20 protein-coding genes are annotated in these 18929 nt (G+C 62.1%); 13 read left to right on the top strand and 7 right to left on the bottom strand.

The genetic code is table 11. The features are described from left to right. The first annotated feature begins 96 nt into the window (after positions 1-96). Positions 97-2247 carry a ComEC/Rec2 family competence protein gene (locus tag ABAC460_RS37125; RefSeq protein ID WP_023453781.1) on the top strand — a complete coding sequence of 717 codons (2151 nt, stop codon included), beginning with the start codon at positions 97-99 and terminating at the stop codon, positions 2245-2247. On the opposite strand, the gene lexA is transcribed toward ABAC460_RS37125, so the two are convergent. From lexA to ABAC460_RS37105, 4 genes are all read right to left on the bottom strand, one after another. Then, the gene (gene lexA / locus ABAC460_RS37120; RefSeq protein ID WP_023453780.1) at positions 2244-2945 is read right to left on the bottom strand and encodes a transcriptional repressor LexA; all 702 of its coding nucleotides are present in this window, start codon (positions 2943-2945) and stop codon (positions 2244-2246) included. The two genes, ABAC460_RS37125 and lexA, sit on opposite strands and share 4 nt — an antisense overlap. Positions 2946-3032: 87 nt before the next feature. Next, positions 3033-3827, bottom strand: coding sequence for an indole-3-glycerol phosphate synthase TrpC (trpC, locus tag ABAC460_RS37115; protein WP_023453779.1), 795 nt, complete (start codon positions 3825-3827; stop codon positions 3033-3035). A gap of 64 nt (positions 3828-3891) precedes the next feature. Continuing rightward, positions 3892-4905, bottom strand: coding sequence for an anthranilate phosphoribosyltransferase (gene trpD, locus ABAC460_RS37110; protein WP_023453778.1), 1014 nt, complete (start codon positions 4903-4905; stop codon positions 3892-3894). After that, the gene (locus ABAC460_RS37105) at positions 4898-5491 is read right to left on the bottom strand and encodes an anthranilate synthase component II (RefSeq protein WP_023453777.1); all 594 of its coding nucleotides are present in this window, start codon (positions 5489-5491) and stop codon (positions 4898-4900) included. The genes trpD and ABAC460_RS37105 overlap by 8 nt, the downstream gene beginning before the upstream one ends. Before the next feature lie 134 nt (positions 5492-5625). Between ABAC460_RS37105 and ABAC460_RS37100 the strand changes: the two genes are divergently transcribed. Continuing rightward, positions 5626-5868 (top strand): hypothetical protein, encoded by a 243-nt coding sequence (locus ABAC460_RS37100; protein ID WP_023453776.1) that lies wholly within the window; start codon positions 5626-5628, stop codon positions 5866-5868. A 129-nt stretch (positions 5869-5997) separates the two neighbouring features. Here ABAC460_RS37100 and trpE read toward each other — a convergent pair whose 3' ends face one another. Further along, a complete protein-coding gene (gene trpE / locus ABAC460_RS37095) occupies positions 5998-7500 on the bottom strand; it encodes an anthranilate synthase component I (protein ID WP_023453775.1) in 1503 nt (500 codons plus the stop codon). An 11-nt stretch (positions 7501-7511) separates the two neighbouring features. Then, positions 7512-9452, bottom strand: a complete 1941-nt coding sequence (locus tag ABAC460_RS37090; RefSeq protein ID WP_023453774.1) for a peptidylprolyl isomerase — start codon at positions 9450-9452, stop codon at positions 7512-7514. Positions 9453-9686: 234 nt separating this feature from the next. On the opposite strand from ABAC460_RS37090, the gene tpiA reads away from it, so the two are divergent. The 9 genes from tpiA (at position 9687) to ABAC460_RS37050 (ending at position 17561) form a co-directional block, all read left to right on the top strand. Next, a complete protein-coding gene (gene tpiA, locus ABAC460_RS37085; protein ID WP_023453773.1) occupies positions 9687-10424 on the top strand; it encodes a triose-phosphate isomerase in 738 nt (245 codons plus the stop codon). Between the two features lie 399 nt (positions 10425-10823). Continuing rightward, complete coding sequence (gene secG, locus ABAC460_RS37080) at positions 10824-11366, top strand: preprotein translocase subunit SecG (RefSeq protein ID WP_023453772.1); 543 nt, start codon at positions 10824-10826, stop codon at positions 11364-11366. A gap of 77 nt (positions 11367-11443) precedes the next feature. Next, the gene (locus ABAC460_RS37075) at positions 11444-13081 is read left to right on the top strand and encodes a CTP synthase (RefSeq protein WP_023453771.1); all 1638 of its coding nucleotides are present in this window, start codon (positions 11444-11446) and stop codon (positions 13079-13081) included. Positions 13082-13179: 98 nt separating this feature from the next. Beyond that, positions 13180-13623 (top strand): hypothetical protein, encoded by a 444-nt coding sequence (locus ABAC460_RS37070; protein ID WP_023453770.1) that lies wholly within the window; start codon positions 13180-13182, stop codon positions 13621-13623. A gap of 76 nt (positions 13624-13699) precedes the next feature. Further along, positions 13700-14701 carry a hypothetical protein gene (locus ABAC460_RS48330; protein WP_155914649.1) on the top strand — a complete coding sequence of 334 codons (1002 nt, stop codon included), beginning with the start codon at positions 13700-13702 and terminating at the stop codon, positions 14699-14701. 37 nt (positions 14702-14738) lie between these two features. Next, positions 14739-15125 carry a RidA family protein gene (locus tag ABAC460_RS37065; RefSeq protein WP_023453768.1) on the top strand — a complete coding sequence of 129 codons (387 nt, stop codon included), beginning with the start codon at positions 14739-14741 and terminating at the stop codon, positions 15123-15125. 38 nt (positions 15126-15163) lie between these two features. After that, positions 15164-15661, top strand: a complete 498-nt coding sequence (locus ABAC460_RS37060; RefSeq protein WP_023453767.1) for a hypothetical protein — start codon at positions 15164-15166, stop codon at positions 15659-15661. Positions 15662-15774: 113 nt separating this feature from the next. Next, positions 15775-15957 (top strand): 50S ribosomal protein L32, encoded by a 183-nt coding sequence (gene rpmF / locus ABAC460_RS37055; protein WP_023449553.1) that lies wholly within the window; start codon positions 15775-15777, stop codon positions 15955-15957. A gap of 137 nt (positions 15958-16094) precedes the next feature. Continuing rightward, positions 16095-17561, top strand: a complete 1467-nt coding sequence (locus ABAC460_RS37050; protein ID WP_155914648.1) for a hypothetical protein — start codon at positions 16095-16097, stop codon at positions 17559-17561. Here the strand turns inward: ABAC460_RS37050 and ABAC460_RS37045 are convergent, their stop codons facing one another. After that, positions 17562-17804 carry a hypothetical protein gene (locus tag ABAC460_RS37045; RefSeq protein WP_023453765.1) on the bottom strand — a complete coding sequence of 81 codons (243 nt, stop codon included), beginning with the start codon at positions 17802-17804 and terminating at the stop codon, positions 17562-17564. A 145-nt stretch (positions 17805-17949) separates the two neighbouring features. Here ABAC460_RS37045 and ABAC460_RS37040 point away from each other — a divergent pair, with 145 nt between their 5' ends. After that, positions 17950-18462: a hypothetical protein gene (locus ABAC460_RS37040; protein WP_023453764.1), complete on the top strand. Its 513-nt coding sequence runs from the start codon at positions 17950-17952 to the stop codon at positions 18460-18462. 89 nt (positions 18463-18551) lie between these two features. Further along, a complete protein-coding gene (locus ABAC460_RS37035; protein WP_023453763.1) occupies positions 18552-18929 on the top strand; it encodes a BlaI/MecI/CopY family transcriptional regulator in 378 nt (125 codons plus the stop codon).

Below are 18929 nucleotides of genomic sequence, written 5' to 3'. Positions count from 1 at the left end.
CCTCACTCACGGATTTTTGTCGAACCCTTGCGGTGCAGGCCTGGCCATGGTCAGGTGTGACCAAGATATCGGCAATCGGGGGTAGGTTTGCGGCGTTTGTCGTGGCCCACAAGGGATGAAGTAAAAGCCTGGGCGGCGGGGGCCGTCACGGCCCAGCAAGGCCGCATCTTCCTGTGGCTGCCGGTCGCCATGGGGCTGGGGGCAGCGGCCTATCTGGAACTGCCCTATGAACCCGGCTGGCTATGGCTGATTCTGCCATCCGCCGTCATCATGGCCGTGATGATCCTGATACGCCGCGTCAGCTATTCGGCCTATCTCCATAATATACTTTTACTTTTACTTCTGTTCTCGGCCGGCGCCCTGGTCGCCAAACTACGAACCGAGAATGTCCGCGCCCCGGTTATCAGCGCGGCTCAGGACCAGTACAGCGTCCAGGCCTACGTCGTCGACATCATCTCGCCTTCCGCCGACAAACCGCGCCTGCTCCTGGCGCCGATCAGCATCCGCGGCTTGACGCCGCAGGAAACGCCACACCGCTTGCGTGTCACCCTACGGCCGGGCGCCATCGCGGCGGCGAATATCAAGCCCGGCGACGCGATTTCAGTCTTTGCCCTCGTCAATCCACCACCATCGCCATCCCTGCCCGGCGGCTACGACTTTGCCCGTACCGCCTGGTTCCAGGGCATCGGCGGCGTCGGCTTCGTGCCCGGCCGCATCGAGCATATCGACTCACCGCCACAGAACCTGCGCCTGAAGCTCACCCTGGGACTGAACCGGGCGCGCTGGGAGCTGACCCGGACCCTGGTGGCGCATATCCAGCCCGGCTTCAAGGATGGCGAAGCGCTAGGCGGTTTTGCCGCCGCCCTGGTCACCGGCCACGAAGCCTATGTCCCTGAGCCCCTGATCGAAGACATGCGCGATTCCGGCCTGGCGCACATTCTGTCGATTTCCGGTGTTCATATGGCCGTGGTCGGGGGCTTCATCTTTTTCTTCCTGCGCGGCGCCATGGCCGCCGTTCCGCCTCTGGCCCTGCGCCTGCCGGTCAAGAAGATCGCCGCCGGCGCCAGCATCATCCTTATTTTGATCTATCTGGCCATTTCCGGCGCGCCGGCACCGGCCGTCCGCGCCGCTGTGGTGGCCTGCGTCGCCTTTGCCGCTATTCTGTTCGACCGCAGGGCGCTCAGCCTGCGCGCCCTGGCCATAGCCGCCCTGATCGTCATCGGCCTGACGCCCGAAGCCGTGGTTCAGCCCGGCTTCCAGATGTCTTTCTGCGCCACGGCAGCGCTCCTGGCGCTTGCTGAAGCGATCAAACCGGATATCCGAGAAATCAGCGTCCCGCTGTGGGTGCGCGCCGTCCAGGCCTCGATCAACGGCGCCAAACTGTCGCTGACAGCCTCCCTCGTCGCCACCTTGGCGACGACGCCCTTCGCGATCGCCTATTTCAACCGCTTTTCGCTATACAGCCTGCTCGCCAACCTCCTCGAAGCGCCCATCACCGCCTTTGTGGTCATGCCATCCCTGGCCGTCGGCACCGTCCTGGCCGGCACGCCCCTGGGCTGGATATTCCTGCGTGTCGCCGCCGGCGGTCTATGGTTGATCGGCCGGATTGCCGCCTGGACTTCGGCTCTGCCCCACGCCGTGCTGACCTGGCCCTCAGCCCCGGGCTTTGTCCTGGTGCTGGCGACGCTCGGACTGATCTGGGTGTGCCTGATCCGCGGCAAAGCCCGCTGGGCCGGTCTGCTCGTGGCCTCGACCATCCTGTGGTGGCCACGCGTGACTCCGCCCGACATCTGGATCGACCCCCAAGGTGGCAATGCAGCCATTCGTACCAGCGCCGGCGCCTATGTCCTGCGTCCCAAGGTCCGCCAGTACGGCTTCGAACAATGGACTCAGCATTACGGCCTGACGGCGCTCGACGAAACAGCCCGCGACCGTGATTATATTTGCCAGGGCTACGGCTGCACACCCTTGCCCTCCAATCCGGTCAAGGTCGGCTTCTGGTTCAGCAACAAACCTCCCAACGCCAAACGCCTGGCCGAACTCTGCACCGCCAGCACGTTGGTGGTCATGCGCAGCCCGGTCGGCGACTGGCCATGCGCCAAGGTCAGCCGCCTCAGCGCCGGCGATTTCCGCCGCCTGGGCGCCATGGAACTGACCCGCACGCAAAAGGGCTGGGCGATCAAGGCCGCCCAGCCCTTAAGAGGCAATCGCTACTGGTCTTCGATATCCGAAGCCGAAAACGACTAATGATAGCGGCGCATCAGGCCTACCAGCTTGCCCTGGATGCGGACCTGGCCGTCGTTATAGATCTGGGTCTTGTAGGCCGGGTTGGCGGCTTCCAGCGCAATCGACGCGCCCTTCTTGCGCAACCGCTTCAGGGTCGCGGTCTCGTCATCAACCAGGGCGACGATGATTTCTCCGGACTGGGCTGTATCGGTCTTCTTGATGACGACATAGTCACCATTGAGGATGCCAGCATTGATCATCGAATCGCCGTCGATCTCGAGAATGTAATGCTCTCCCGCACCCAGCATCGATTCCGGCACGCGCAGCCGGTCACGTTCCTGGCCCATGGCCTCGATCGGCACCCCGGCGGCGATCTTGCCCAGCAACGGCAGTTCGCGGGTATCGTCATTGACGGCCTTGGGGGCTTCCGCCACCTGACGGGTGCCCTCAACCACTTGCGGCACAAAGGTCTGGCGGCCGCGCGGCGGCGCCGAGGTCGTTGCCTGGTCAGGTAGTTTGATGACTTCCAAAGCCCGCGCCCGGTGCGCCAGTCGGCGAATGAAGCCGCGTTCTTCCAGAGCAGTGATCAGGCGGTGAATGCCGGACTTTGAGGCGAGGTCGAGCGCTTCCTTCATCTCGTCGAAGGAGGGCGACACACCGCCTTCCTTGATGCGCTCATGGATGAACATCAGCAGTTCGCGTTGTTTGGTCGTCAGCATGTCAGAACACCCTGCGGCTCAGTTGTCCCGTCCGTCGGAACAAGTCATGAACTCATGCTCGATGTTCTATATGTGTTCCCGTTAATGTCAAGCTAACGCCAGCAGATTTTTGGTCGCTTCGGTCACATCGCCTTGTCGCATAAGGCTTTCGCCGACCAGCATGGCCGTGGCGCCAGTAAGGGCCAGCCTTTGCACGTCAAATGGTGTAAAGATACCGCTTTCGGCGACCAGGACGTGGTCATTCGATACCTTGTCCGCCAGGATTTCCGTCGTTTTCAAATCAACGATGAAATCTCTAAGATTTCTGTTGTTTATACCAATCAATTTCGACTGAAGTTTAAGCGCGCGATCCATCTCTTCGGCGTCGTGCACTTCAACAAGTGCATCCATGCCGTAATGATGCGCGGCGTCGATCAGATCCTCCGCCAGGGCGTCATCGATCATAGCCATGATGACCAAAATCGCATCCGCCCCAAGGGCGCGTGATTCGGTCACCTGCCAGGTGTCGACAAGGAATTCCTTGCGGATGCAGGGCAGGGTGACGGCATTGCGCGCCGCCTGGAAGTGCGATTCGTGGCCTTGGAAGCTGGGATTGTCGGTCAGGATCGACAGGCAGGACGCGCCCCCGGCCTCATAACACTGCGCCAGGAAGGCCGGATCGAAGTCTTCGCGAATCAACCCCTTCGACGGGCTAGCCTTCTTGACCTCGGCGATCAGCGACAGGTTCTGCGGACGCTTACCCTCGACCAGCGCCCGCGTAAATCCCCGCGGCGCGCCCACGTCGGCGATCTGCGCCTCCAGATCGGAGACCAGAATCGCGCCACGGCGTTGAGCGACCTCGTCGCGCTTATAGCCGGCGATATGTTCCAGGATATCGGCCATGGAGGCTCCTCTTGCTCTGCCGCAAGCTTACCTGTCGGTTAGCGCGGTGGAAAATCAGTCTTGGTCAGGAATGCGTGATGGCGGCCAGCCGGTCCAAAGCCTGAAGCGCCTTGCCGCTGTCGATGGTTTCGGCTGCCAGCGCGATGCCGTCCTTCAGCGTTTCGGCCTTATCGCCGACCAGGAAGGCGGCTGCGGCATTCAAAAGGACGATATCGCGGTAGGCGCCTTTTTCACCCTCAAGCAAGGCGCGCAGGGCGGCCGCATTATGCTCCGGCGCCCCGCCGACGATATCGGCCAGCGCTGCCCGGGGCAAGCCGACCGCTTCCGGTGTGATTCGGAACAGGCGGACATTGCCGTTGTGCCATTCGGCGACTTCGGTTTCACCGGTCGTCGTCAGTTCGTCCAGACCCGATCCGTGCACCGACCAGGCGCGCGTCGCGCCCAGCGCACCCAAGGCCTGAGCGATCGGCTCGACGAAGCGGACATGGGGCACGCCGACAACCTGACGCTTTGCACCTGCAGGATTAGAAAGCGGTCCCAACAGATTGAAAATCGTACGGAAACCGAGTTGCTGCCGGATCGGCGAAACGTGCCGCATGGCGCCGTGGTGGGCCTGGGCGAACAGGAAACATATCCCGGCCTCATCGAGCGCCTTGCGCTGTTGTTCCAGCGTGGCTTCGATATTGACGCCCAAAGCGGACAACACGTCGGCCGTACCGGACTTGGAGGTGATGGCGCGGTTGCCATGTTTGGCGACCTTAAGTCCACCGCCGGCCGCGACGAATCCCACGGCGGTAGAGATGTTGAGGGTATGCAGGCCATCCCCGCCGGTCCCGCAGACATCGACGACGTCGTAGGGATGGTCCAGCTTGATGGCTGCGTTGCGCATGGCCCGCGCGCAGGCGGCGATTTCGCCGACGGTTTCGCCGCGCAACCGGATAGCGGTGACGGCGGCGGCGACCTGGGCCGGTGTCGGTTCGCCGCGCAGGCAGGCGGCAAAGAAGGTTTCGGCGTCATCACCGTCCAGGGTGGCGCCGTCCGCCAGCTTGGCCAGCAGGGGTTTGAAGGCGTCAGACATAGAGGTTGTGGCTTTCGATGCCGGCCAGGGCCAGGAAGTTGGCCAGCAGTTGATGGCCACCTTCTGTGGCGATCGATTCCGGGTGGAACTGGACGCCATGGATTGGACGGGTCTTGTGCTGAACGCCCATGATTTCACCGTCGTCTGTCCAGGCGGTGATGATCAGATCCTCGGGCAGGGTTTCCTTTTTGACGGCCAGCGAATGATAACGTGTCGCTGTAAAAGGATTAGGCAAGTCCTTGAAGATGCCCATATTGTTGTGATGGATCTGCGAGGTCTTACCGTGCATCAACGTCTTGGCGCGGATGACATCGCCGCCATAGGCCTGGCCGATCGACTGATGGCCGAGGCAGACACCCAGGACCGGCATGTCTTCGGGCGCGGCGCGGAGCAGGGGCAGGCAGATGCCGGCCTGGTCGGGCGCGCAGGGGCCGGGTGACAGCAGGATGGCGTTCGGCGCCAGGGCGAGGGCGTCCTGAACGCTGAGCGCGTCGTTGCGGTAGACTTGCGTATCGGCGCCCAGCTCGGCCAGGTAATGGACCAGGTTGTAGGTAAAGCTGTCGTAATTATCGATGACCAGGATCATGGGGCGCCTCCGCGCCCTTTATGTAAGGAAAAGTGTCGCTGTTTAAAAGCCTTAAGATTTTGCTTTATGGTTAAGATTGATTAACCGTTGCGGGCTTAACTGCCGCAGATACGAATTCTGTGTGCAGGTGTTTTATGTCCGACCGCGATCATCGCCTTGATCATGCCCTTGAGCTTCTGTCGTCGCGGGGGAAACCGCGTAATGGCTTGCTGACCATGGCGGCGGTGGCGGGCTTTGCGCTGTCGGGCGCCCTGCTGGCGACGGTGGCCGGGAGCGAACCGGCAAAGCCGGTTGCGGCAACGTCTGAGCCGGTCGTTAAGGCGAAGCCCCAAGCGGATTTTGAGCTGTCGGCCAAAACCGCCGTGGTGGAACACTGACACGGAAAACGAATGGGGTTTGGGGCCTGCGGCCCCAAGACTTTCCCTTCACTGAAAAAGCCTTGCCCGAAGAGGCAAGGCTTTTTCAGTGAAAAGAAGGTTTTGTGGGGTCACGGACCCCACACCCCGTTAGTTTTTCGAGTAGGTGTACCGCCAGGCGTCCTGCGCCGCCTTGATCAGCGCACCGGCCTTATGGCAAGTCTCCTCATATTCCATCTGCGGCACGCTGTCGGCGACAACACCGGCGCCCGCCTGAACATAGATCATCCGATCCTTGAAAATCGCCGTCCGCAGCACGATACAGACATCGACGCTGCCGCCGCTGCTGATATAGCCGACGCCACCGCCGTATCCGACACCGCGCTTCACGCCTTCCAGCTCGTCGATGATCTCCATCGCCCGCACCTTCGGCGCACCCGACAGCGTTCCGGCCGGCAGCGCCGCCAGCAAAGCATCCACCGGATCCAGATCCGCCGGCGCATCGCCTTCGACATTCGACACGATGTGCATCACGTGGCTGTAGCGTTCGATGATAAACTTCTCGGTCACCTTTACCGACGCCGGCTTGGCTACCCGGCCGACATCGTTGCGGCCCAGATCAAGCAGCATCAGGTGCTCGGACAGTTCCTTCGGATCGGCCAGCAACTCAGCCTCCAAAGCCTTGTCCAGTTCCGCCGTCTTGCCGCGCGGACGCGTCCCGGCGATCGGGCGGATGGTCAGCTTGCCATCTCGCACCCGTACCAGGATTTCCGGCGACGACCCCGCCAACTGGAACTCACCGAAGTTCAGATAGAACAGATAGGGCGACGGATTGTGCCGGCGCAGCGACCGGTAAAACGCAAACGGGTCCAGCCCATACGACGCCTCGAACCGATGGCTCAACACCACCTGAAAGATGTCGCCCGCCGCGATATACTCTTTCGACGCCGCGACCATGCTGCCGAAATCGAGCGGCGAGGTCGGCGACATCAGAGCTTCCTGATGATGGTCCCGCGGGGTCGGCTGGGCCGCCAAAGGCACCCGCAAATCGGCCTCGACCGCATCCAGCCGCGCGCAGGCCGCGCTATAGGCGTCCTGCGCCTTGGCCCCGTCCGGCCACACCGGCGACGCCAGCAAAATCTCATGCGCCACATTGTCGAACACGCAGATGACACTGGGGCGCACCACCACCGCATCGGGCAGGTTCAACGGATCCGGATTGGCTTCGCCCAAAGGCTCGATCAACCGCACCATGTCGTAGCCAAACACACCGAACAGCCCCGACACCATCGGCGGCAGTCCCTCAGGGATGGTCATCTTGTTGGCGGCAACCAATGCGCGCAAACTGTCGAGCGTAGGAACGCTGTCGACCGTATATAACCCTTTGGTTATGGATGCGGCGCCCAGAGCGACCTCGGCGCGCTCGCCGAACGAGCGCCACACCAGATCAGGATTGAGCGTCAGGATCGAATACCGCCCCGACAGGGCGCCGCCCTCGACCGACTCGAACAGGAAACTGTACGGCCGGTCGCGGCCCAGCTTCAGATAGGCTGACACTGGCGTTTCCAGATCGTCGATCAGCTTGCGCCAGACGATCTGCGGCTGGCCGGCATCATAGGCAGTTTCGAAATTACTGTGGGCGAGGGCTGTCATTCCGATACCCGTCACGACTTGGTGCCGGCCTTGCTCGACGACGACGTGCCGGCAGAGGCTGCGGGCGGCTCCAGCCCCAGGGCGCGATAAGCGGCATCCGTATGCACCTTGGCTTTGACAGCCGTGCGCGCACCCTGCTGAATCAGGCTGGTCATGTCGCCGCCCAGTTCCTGCGTGACCTGGCGCTTGCCCATGGTCGCCATGGTATTGGCCTGGGCTGCGTCGCTCTGGTTGATGGCGTCCAGGCGGCCGATGGCGACGGCCGGAATGCCCTGCACCGGCATGTCGGCACGGAAGCTCTCACCCGCCTTCGCGGTGAACACCCGCGCGGCCAGGGGCTGCGGCATTTGCATTTGCTGCGCCGTCTGGCGTGTCACGCCCTTCTGGCTGCGCACTTCGGCCTTGTAGCTGGCGGCCACCGCGGCCAGGCTTTCGCCCTTGGCGATACGCGCCATAACCTTGTCCGCTTCGGCGTTGATGGCTTCCTGCGCCTTCTCACGACGCCACAACACGGTCAGGTCACCCTTGATCTGCTCGAGCGGCGGCGCACCGGCGGGCCGCATCCCGTTCAGCTTCAGAGCAAAATACTCGCCTTCGCCCAGCGGCAGGACTTCCGAGACGCTGCCGACCTGCGGCAGGTCGAAAATACCCTTCACCAGCGCGCCATAGGTCGAATAGTTGTTGCCCGACTGGCCCATACCCTCGGCCGTAATCGGCTCGAGCGGCGCAACCGTCAGCCCAAGACGCTTGGCGGCGGCGTCGAAATCTTCACCCTTTTCCAGCGCAGTCGCAAAGGCATTGCTGGCTTCGTTGAGCTTTTCGGCACCACGCTGGCGGCGCAGATCCGCTTCCAGTTCCGCGCGGGCGCTTTCAAAGGACGGCGCCGAGCCGATCTTGATCTCGCCCATCTTCACGACGGAGACGCCCAGGGTACCCTGGATCGGCGCCGAAACCTCGGCCGTCTGCATCTTGAAAGCGGCCTCGCCGACCTTGCCGTCCGCGATGGCGGTCTTGGGGCGCAGGGTATAGGAAATCACTTCGCCCTTATTGGCCTTGGCGGCGTCTTCCGGCGTACGGCCGGCTTTCAGAGCGGCGGAGATCTTGTTGGCTGCGCCCATATCAGGGGCACTAACCTGAACGAAGGAACGCACCTCCGGCGTGGCCAGCGAGGCGCGGCGCGTTTCGTACAGTTGCCGAAGTTCTTCTTCGCTGACCTGGACGTCCTTGGCGTAATTGACGACCGAGAAGGTGATGACCGAAGCCTGACGCATTTCCGGCAGGGTGAACCGCGCCTGATTGTCCTTATAGAAGGTGCTCAGGTCCGTGTCCGTGGGGTCGCCCGGAACCGAGACGTTCTGCGGCGACAGGATAAACACGCTCATGTCACGCGACTGAAGCCCGAAAGCGGCGGTCGTGGCGGCAAAGACCCGGGGCGCTTCAAGGCCGGCTTGAGCGCTGCTGACATATTGCTGGACAGCGATCTGGTCGCGCAGGTCCGACTCGAACATGGTGTCGGTCATGTCGCGGTTACGCAGTTGCTGACGATAGGTGTCCATGTCGAAACGGCCGGTGACGCTGTTGAAGAAGACCGGGATCTTGGCGACTTCGGCCAGGATCAGCTTGGCCGACGGCCGGATGCCCAGTTGGTCGAGCCACGCGACGGTTGCCTTCTGATCACCCAGCTCCGTGGCCAGGCGACCGGGAAGATTGGCCTCGATCATCTGTTCGTTCGTGATCGTCTGGCCCTGTTCTTCATAATAGCGCTTCATGCTCTCGACCTTCGCCTTGAACTCGGCGGGGGTCACCTTTTGATTGCCGGCCTCCACGACGTCGGTCGAAAACTGCGGCTGGAACATGGCTCTTCCACCGATAGTGATGAACGAGGCCGCGATGACGACCATAAGTCCCTTGAAAACCCAGGTCTTGGTAAAATCGCGCAGAGAGTTGATCATGAAGCCGTATTCCGCCTTTTAGAAACGCCGGTGATGGCGCTGAAATGTGCCTCCTCTTACGGCACAAATATGGCTGTTACAAAGGGAATTTAATTGTTTCAAGCAAATCCTGGGCTTTTCCCTTGGCTTGATGCGCACAGTCGGTCTATGGTTTTTCGCAAGTGCGCAACCGATTACTTCGAATGACGGGGAGGGGCGGCGCGCCCGCCACAAAAACAGCCAGCACAGAACGTAATGCCACAACGCCATCTGATCGCGGCCAACTGGAAGATGAACGGCCTTGCGGCCGCCCTTCCGGTCGCCGAAGCTATTGCCGAAATCGCCCGAAGCCATGCTTCGGATGTCGCCATATTTCCCCCTGCCACGCTTCTGCCCCTGATGCACCGGGTCCTGGAGGGCACCCCTGTCCGCCTGGGCGGTCAGGACTGCCATTACATGGACGGCGGCGCCTACACCGGGGACATCTCCGCCGCCCAGCTTCGCGATGCCGGCGCCTCGTTGGTGATCCTGGGACACTCCGAACGCCGCCACGGCCACCTGGAACCGTGTGAACTGGTCGCCCGAAAGGTCGGCGCGGCCCTGCGCGCGGACCTCATTCCCATTGTCTGTATCGGAGAAACCCTGGATCAGCGCAAGGCGGGCAAGACCGTCGACGTGCTGACCAAACAGCTTAGGGACAGCCTGCCTGACGACCTGGACGGTCGTGAGTTCCACGTGTCGTATGAGCCCGTCTGGGCGATCGGCACAGGCATGATCGCGTCGGACGCCCAGATCGTTGAGGCCATCGGGCTGATCCGGACCTGGCTGAGCGAGCGTTTTCCGGGTGCAAATCCGAACATCCTGTATGGTGGCTCGGTGAAGCCGTCCAACGCGGCCCATGTCCTGAAGCTGTCGGGCGTCGGCGGCGCCCTTGTCGGTGGCGCGTCGCTCACGGTCGAGGAATTTGCCCCGATCATCGCCGCCGGCGACTAAGCCTGGGTATCAATCTGGGGGATGGCACAGCTTGCTTCGCCAACTGCCAGTTACCCAATTTTATGTTCCCAATTACCCGATGGGGCTATCGTAAATTGAGTAATTTCATACCTCCCCGTTATACGGGGAGCGGGGCGGCCCGTGCCGTGGATCATTTGCTGGAAGCAAATGAGACGGTGGGGGATTGGGCCCGCTGTAAATTTGGTCGCAACAGCCCACGTTGAGGAAGGTCTGTTACTATACGGAATTCTATAATGGGCCATAACCAATTGGCTCCTCACCCCTTGTAACCAGCCTCAGACATCATATTTCTGACACAACACCCGCATTGCCCTATGGCCAACCGGCCGGGACAATGCTAAGGCCCGGCGACTTTCCTTTACGGTTCAAAAACCTGACATGTTATTCGGCATCCTGCTCACCATCCAAATCATCATCTGCCTTGCTCTGGGCGGCCTGGTCCTGATCCAGCGTTCTGAAGGCGGCGCCCTGGGCGTCGGCGGCGGTCCGTCGGGCTTCATGTCGGCGCGTGGCGCCGGTAACCTGCTGACCCGCGCCACCTCCATCCTGGGCTTCCTGTTTTTTGCCTGCGCCATCGGCATGACGGTCGTCGGGAACCTCGACAGCCGCGCCACCCGGTCCTCGGCCCTGCAAAACCTGGATACGTCCGGTCTGACGGTCCAGACCCCGGCCACCCAGCCACAAGAACAACAGCAGGCTCCGGCCGCGGCGCAGGCCACGTCGTCCGCGCCGTCCCTGTCCGACTTGAAGCTGGGCACGCCGACGTCTTCCTCGGCTCCGGCGTCTCAGGCACCGGTTGCGCGTCCGTCGGCCAGTGCGTCGTCGACGTCCAGCCGTACGGCATCGCCCAGCGCGTCGGCCCCGGCGCCGGCAAAAGCAGCGCCTTCGAGTTCGTCGACGACAACTTCGCCCGCTCAGTAACGGCGAATCGCTTTAGACTTTTGGTTTCAGGCCCACGGGTTCCAACCCGTGGGTCCTTCTTTGATGGGTAATTGGATATGGCGGCCCGGTTTGTTTTCATCACTGGCGGGGTGGTGTCCTCGCTCGGCAAGGGACTGGCGTCGGCGGCGCTGGGAGCACTCCTGCAGGCCCGCGGCTACAAGGTCCGCCTGCGCAAGCTGGACCCTTACCTGAACGTCGATCCCGGCACGATGAGCCCGTATCAGCACGGTGAAGTCTTCGTCACCGACGACGGCGCTGAAACCGACCTCGACCTCGGCCACTACGAACGCTTCACCGGCGTCAATGCCCGCAAATCCGACAACATCACCACCGGCCGCATCTATTCGAACATCATCGAAAAAGAACGCCGCGGCGACTACTTAGGGGCCACAGTTCAAGTGGTGCCGCATGTCACCAACGAGATCAAAGCCTTCGTCCTGTCCGACCAGGGCGATGCCGACTTCATCCTGGTCGAAATCGGCGGGACGGTCGGCGACATCGAAGGCCTGCCGTTCTTCGAAGCGATTCGCCAGCTGGGCCAGGAACTACCGCGCCGGCAATGCTGCTTCATCCATCTGACGCTGTTGCCGTTCGTCAAGACCGCTGGCGAGATGAAGACCAAGCCGACCCAGCACTCGGTCAAGGAACTGCGCTCGATCGGCATTCAACCCGACATCCTGCTGTGCCGCTGCGAACAGGAAATCCCGGCCGAGGAACGCCGGAAGATCGGCCTGTTCTGCAACGTCCGTGAAACGGCGGTGATTCAGGCGCTGGACAGCGAAAACATCTACGCCGTGCCGGTCGACTATCATCGCCAGGGGCTCGATACCGAAGTGCTGAACGTGTTCGGCATGGACGTGGTGGGCGAGCCCGAACTGTCGTCCTGGCAGGACATTACCAAGCGCTATCAGCACCCGGACGGCGAGGTTTCGATCGCCGTGGTCGGTAAATACACCGTCTTAAAAGACGCCTATAAGTCCTTGATTGAAGCGCTTTATCACGGCGGTATGGCCAACAATGTCCGCGTCAAGATCGACTGGGTCGAATCGGAAACCTTCGAAGGGGCTCCGGATGCGGTGATCGAGCGGCTGGAAAACGTCCACGCCATTCTGGTGCCGGGCGGTTTCGGCGAACGCGGTGCCCTGGGCAAGATCGAGGCGGCGCGCTTTGCACGTGAAAATGGCGTGCCCTATTTCGGCATCTGTTTCGGCATGCAGATGGCCTGTATCGAGGCCGCTCGTAATCAGGCCGGCATCAAGGACGCATCGTCGACCGAATTCGGTCATACCAGCGAGCCGGTCGTCGGCCTGATGACCGAATGGCTGTCGGGCAATGAACTGACCAAGCGTGCGGCCGGTGGAAATCTCGGCGGCACCATGCGCCTGGGCGCTTACGACGCGACCTTAAGAGAAGGCTCTTTAGTAGCTGAAATCTATGGCGGAACCGAGATTTCGGAACGCCACCGCCACCGCTACGAAGTCAACCGCGACTATATTCCGCGCCTGGAGGCCTGCGGGCTGAAGTTCAGCGGTCTGTCACCGGACGGCCTGCTGCCGGAGATCGTTGAACGTGAGGACCACCCGTGGTTCATCGGCGTTCAGTACCATCCGGAACTGAAGTCGCGGCCGTTCGCCCCGCATCCGCTGTTCAAAAGCTTCATCGCTGCCGCCATGGACCGCAGCCGCCTGGTCTGATTGGCGGATCGCCCGGTGTTTTGGTGAGCCTACTCAACACGTCGTCCTCCGCGCGATATCGCATGAGAGCATCTCGGGTAAGCACAAAGACCAAATCCATGACCGTACCCGTCGAGCCGACATCCGAAATACCTCTCAACGACGCTCAGGCTGTCCCGTCCTATCAGGCCCGTGTCGCCGAATGGATGATGACGTGCTTCGGTCCCGATATCACCAACTGCCTCTCCGAGCGCTGCTTCCGGTTCTTCGAAGAGGCCGGCGAACTGTGTCAGGCGCTTGGCATGACCGAGGACCAGGCGCGCGACCTGGTGGCCTATACCTGGAGCCGCGACAAGGGCGAACCGTCGCAGGAAGTGGGCGGAGCCGTGGTCACCTTGGCGGCCTTATGCCACGCCGCGGGCCTGGATATGGCCGCTGACGGTGAAGCCGAACTCGCTCGGATCGACACGCCGCAGACCATCTACAACATCCGGCGCAAGCATCACGCAAAAACGCTGCGGACACCGCATAGCGCCCTGCCTGGTGGCGCCGATGAGACCTAGATCGACGCGAAAAACCTGCTATTTCTGACGGATGGGGGATTATCCGGACATTGCAGATGAAAACGGCCGCTCGATCTTGCCGCCGCCGCTTCAGCGGCTGTTGGTTCAGCTGGCGCAGGCCAGGGCGTTGGGCCGTCGGCACGTCACGGAATCCCTGGTTGCCGGACTCTGCGAGGCCATAGCCGCGCTGCCGCCGCAAACCGTGCCGCAGGCCGGCCGGGAAATGCCGATCCGCGCCCAACTCTACGTCTACGACCATAGCGTGGATCTGACGCTGTTGCGGTCTCACCCCGGCCTGGCCTGTTTGTTTCTTTTTCATGGCAGCGGCTATGTCCGTGAAGCCGCCCTGCGCCTTATGGATACGCAGGTGCCGGCAGTATTTCCGGTGTGCGCCGTGGCTTACCGGCTCAATGACTGGGTCTCTCAGGTCCGTACCGCGGCCGCCGGTTGTTTTGGGCGCCTCGTCGCCACGATGGATGCTGCCGTCCTGGGTGAGGCAGCGGCCTATCTGCTGGCGGCCCGCCGGCATTGGCAGCGCGGACCGCTCGAAATTGCGGTCATCGACGACACGACGTCGCGTGACGATGTCCGCGCGGACCTGGTCGCGCGCATGATCTCCTACGCCCAGGGCGCGCCACAGCGTATCCTGCTGGCGGCGGCCGGCGAGTCGCGCCTGGACCCCGACCTGCCGCGCCTGATGCGCGAAGCCCGCCATCCTTCGGTTCGTGCTCTGGCCGCGCTCTTTCTGATGCGGGGTGAAGTCCGCTGGCCGGTCGGACTCGAAACCCGATGGATCGACAAGTCGATGGGCGTCTCTCGACGAACCACCCGTTATGCCAGCCGGCCGCTGACGATAACTGTCTCCGTCGACGACACCCTGGCCGCCACGGTCCAGGATGGCTCGCCCCAGGTCCGAAAAGTCGCCATGCAGGCCGTCATCGATGCGCCGGACCTGTGGCGCGACCGCGAGCCCCTGATCTGCAGGCTGTCGGCGGACCGGTCGGCGGTTATCCGCGCCGGTATGGATTATATTCGCCGGCAACAGGCCAAAGAAACTCTTGATCCGGCGGCCTCGTGACGGCATAGGCACGGCATCTTTCACAAGGACCGCTGCCATGACCCGCCAACTCGTTTCCTCCGGCTCTCCGTTCGAAGGCGAAATCGGTTTCTCCCGCGCCGTTCGCACCGGCAACCGCATTGAGGTTTCGGGCACCGCGCCGATTCGTGACGGCAAGACGGCCGGCATCGACGACCTGTATGAGCAGACCAAGACCTGCCTCGACATCATCGTCAAGGCCGTGGAACAGGCCGGCGGCAAGCCGTCCGACATCATCCGCACGCGCATCTTCCTGACCGATGTTTCGCGCTGGAAGGACGCCGCCAGGGCCCATGGCGAGGTCTTCGGTGACATTCGCCCGGCCTCCAGCTTTATCGGCACCAGCGCGCTGATCAATCCGGAATGGCTGGTCGAGATCGAAGCCTCGGCCCAGATTGAAGACTAAGTCTTGCCAGGAAAGCCATTTGGCCGCACAACACGGCCATGGTTCTTAAAGACAATCTCGGCATGGCGGCGCGAACCGTCTTTTTCCTGATCGGCCTGCTGCTGCTGGTTGTGGCCGTGGCGACCATGTATCACGACTGGCCATCGGTTCAGGCGCATAAGGCGTCCCTGTTCGGCTTTGTCCTGACCTGCCTGATCTGCCTGCCCGTGGGCTTGCTGATCCTGGTCTGGGCGGCGATCGGCCATATGAAGTCCTGGCGGATCGCCACCGACGGCATCCATGTCCGGACCATGAGTCTGACCCAGTGGGCGCATGAGGACCTGCTGGAGGCCGGTGAAATTGCCGATATCGCCGTCGAATCGTTCAATCACGACGAACTTGGCCGCAAATCGGCCCATTGGGTGACTATCACCACGACCGATGGCCGCCGTCACAAGTCTCCGCGGGTCTACGATCCGATGGTCGCCGAAGTCATGCGATCCCGGATCGCCGCTCTGAAACCGGAGACTGCGGATATTTCCGCTTTTACCCCTTGATCACCCAGGCAACATAAGGCATAAGGCCCGCCTTCTGACTCACCTAGAGTGTGTCATCCCCTTTTTCGTGCCTGAAGGCGTGCGCTTTCGGCCATTCCAAGAGAGAGAGTTCCATGGCCGTCCCCAAGCGGAAAACCTCGCCCTCGCGCCGTAATATGCGCCGTTCGCATGACGCCCTGGGCCCCAATCCCTATACCGAAGACAAGGACACCGGCGAGCTGCGCCGTCCGCACCATGTCGACCTGAAGACCGGCATGTACAAGGGCCGTCAGGTTATCACCCCGAAGAAGGACTAATCCTTCCTTCCGGTGCTGAAAGTTTGAGCGCGGGTCGCAAGGCCCGCGTTTTTCTTTGCGCCCCTACCTTATGAATTGACTTGGGCCCATCCCGGGCGTAGCGATTATGAACAAGGTTCATGTTATGGGAGGGGAGCGTGCGATCTCTTTGGCTGGCGGCTGCGGTAATTTTGATGCCACTCGGCGCTGGGGCGGCCGATATCGGCCCCCACGCCTCATCCGACGATATCCGCGCAGCGCGTCCGCTGCAAACGCCCGCTCTGAAGGCCAGCTTCACCCGCGAGGCAACGGGAGAGGCCCCTGAAAGCGGTACGCTCATCCTGGCAGCCGATTTTAACGCCATGACGGTCGGCGACGCGACGCGGCTGGAGGATTTCGCCCTGTGCCGGGTCGTGGTGTGGGCGGCCGGCGCCGGGGAGATTGACAACCAGAACTGCCACGCGGGGCCGGCGTTTCGCGTCATGGAGCTCTATAACCGTGAATATCTCGCTGGCTTGATGGCGGAAATTGCCCCGGACGCTCCTGAGGCGCAAAATGTTCCCGTCCTGGCGCCTTTCTGGGCGGAACAGGAGCTGTCGGTGCAAAAGGCGGTTTCGGCCCCTCTGGCGACCAAGGTCGTAGGCGACTATACCGAATGGCGTCTTGGCGACGAGGTCGTCGCGCGCGTCAGTACGAAGGGATTCGCCTTCACGCCTGACGAAAAACATAGCCTTGCCAGATATTTTTCCCGCTCTGTTAATCTGCATCCTCAGATCCGTCGCGCGATCTTGGACTCCGGCCAATGGCCGCAGCGGATCGAAATCCAGCGCCGCATCGGCAAGACCCCGTCGACCTTGGTACTGAATTTTTCCGGCTTCGAACGCGGAAGGGTCGACTATCCGCTACCGCCGGGCCTGAGCTCGTCCTTGCGGTCGCGCAGTACAGGTGCCGGTGATGAAGCCACCGCGCTGCGTTCCGTCCTGGCGGTTGTCGACGGCAAGGGGCCGTCGAAGCCGTCCCTGGAAAGCCTGGCCAGCGACATTGCGGCGGCTGCGTCACCACGGCCGATGGAAGCCGTCACGACCTTCTTCGCTCTGGCACAGATCCATTACGGGGCGCTTCAAGGCGATTCGGCTGGCCTGGCCAAACTCAGGTCATCCATCGGGCCGGCCCTGCAGCAGGCCTTCGCCGCACCGGAAGCGGCCGGCTTCATGACCGCATCTCAGTTGGCCGGTGAAAGAGGCAAGGGCGCCGACCGCGAAGCCTCGGCGCGGTACCTGGCGCAGGCCACGGATTTAGATGCCTTGCCTTACGGCGCTTTCCGTTATGTCACCTTTGCCAACCTGTCCAACTACAGCGACGATTCCGGCAGGTGGGACAAAACTATCCGCGCAGCCATGCCAGCGACAGCGGACTGTTTCTGGCGGTTCATCGCGATCGCGCCCTGGGCGGCCAACACCTACAACGATCTGGGCACTATGCTTTACGAAGGCTACGATATGGAAAAGGCTTGGGAAGTCTGGGACCTGGCCCGTGCCGCAGATCCGGACTGGAAGACCAGCATGCTGTCCGGCGTGCCGGACCTCGAAGCTAAGCTGCGCCGCGATTTCCCCGATAGTTTCTGATCAGAAACCGGTCGAAATCGCCGCGGCCGCTTCTGGTACCTTTTCGAGCTCACCGCGGGGTACGGCGGCGACGGGGAAGCGGTCGTCGTCCCAGGTGACATAGACCGTGCCGGCATGCGCCTTGGCCACTTCCTTGTCGGGAACGATCTTGTCCTCGGTTTCGGGGTGCGTCGTGACCGTGCCCAATCCCTTGATCTTGTGACTGATCCGGTCGCCGTCCCGTAAAGTCTCCACCTCTGCCATGGTATCCTCCTGTGGCTGGTAAGGGAGAGGGTGAGGCCGAACCGCATAAGGGTTCAATGTGGTGCCCATGCTGAAGACGGTCACGATTGCGCCATAGGGCAGGTGTAATATGGCGGCGGCTGGGGTGCCAACAGAAAGAGCTGTCATGATCTTCCTCCCCCTCCTTGCCGCCGCGGTGCTGGCCCAGGATCTTCCATCCGATCCGTTGGCGCCGGTCCAATATGGCCAGGTGCAGTGCTATTCGCCCGATGCCGCCACCAAAACCTGCAACTCGATCGCCAGGTACACACCCAACAGCGGCGGCTACACCAATACAGCGACCATCCTGTTATCCAGCCGGCCAGCTGTGACCATGACGACCTCGACCCAGGTTCAGGTCCGCGACGGCGCCGTCTGCGGAACGCTGCGCGATGAAGACATCGAGGCGGCCAAGGTCAAGGTCGACGGCCGGGGACTGTCCTCCGGTGAAGCCTCGCTGGTCGTGTCAGCGGTGGCAGATGCGGTGAACGACTATGTTGGCCAGGAGATATGTACAACCTACGTCGCCGCGGGGGACGGATTGACAGCGAAAGCCTCGGTCCAGGGCACGCCGCAGCCCGAACTGGACCAGCCGGTCATCTGGGTTTCGCCCAGCGATGGTTACAAGGTTGCACCCTAAGTTCATGAATTCACGAATTGACCGAATATGGTCTTGAACATCCGTCGTGACTATGCGACATGTGTCGCGTAGTCACGACGGACATTTGCATGTTAAAGCCCTCCGACTTCGAACTGAAATTGCTGCGCCATCTCTGGCGCCAGGGCCGGCTCAGCGCTCGGGAGTTGCACGACGCCAGCGCGGCCGAGACCGAATGGTCCTACTCCGCGACCCGCAAAACCCTGGATCGTATGGTGGACAAGGGTTTGGTCAAGGTCGAGCCGGTCCACGGCCTCAATACCTATGTGGCGCTGCAATCCAAGCTGCAAACCGTGGCGGCTCTGGCCAGTGCCTTTGCCCGCGACGTCCTGGAAGCTGACGAACCCTTGCCGGCCGCCGCCTTCGTCCACAGCAAGCTGGTATCGCTCGACGAGATCGCCGAACTGGAGGCGCTGCTGGCGGGAATGGCTGAGAGTAAGGATCAATAG

The organism is Asticcacaulis sp. AC460 (assembly GCF_000495795.1).
Taxonomy (GTDB): Bacteria; Pseudomonadota; Alphaproteobacteria; order Caulobacterales; family Caulobacteraceae; genus Asticcacaulis.
The sequence above is the reverse complement of the archived record's forward strand: the minus strand, read 5'-3'. Positions and strand labels throughout refer to the sequence as shown.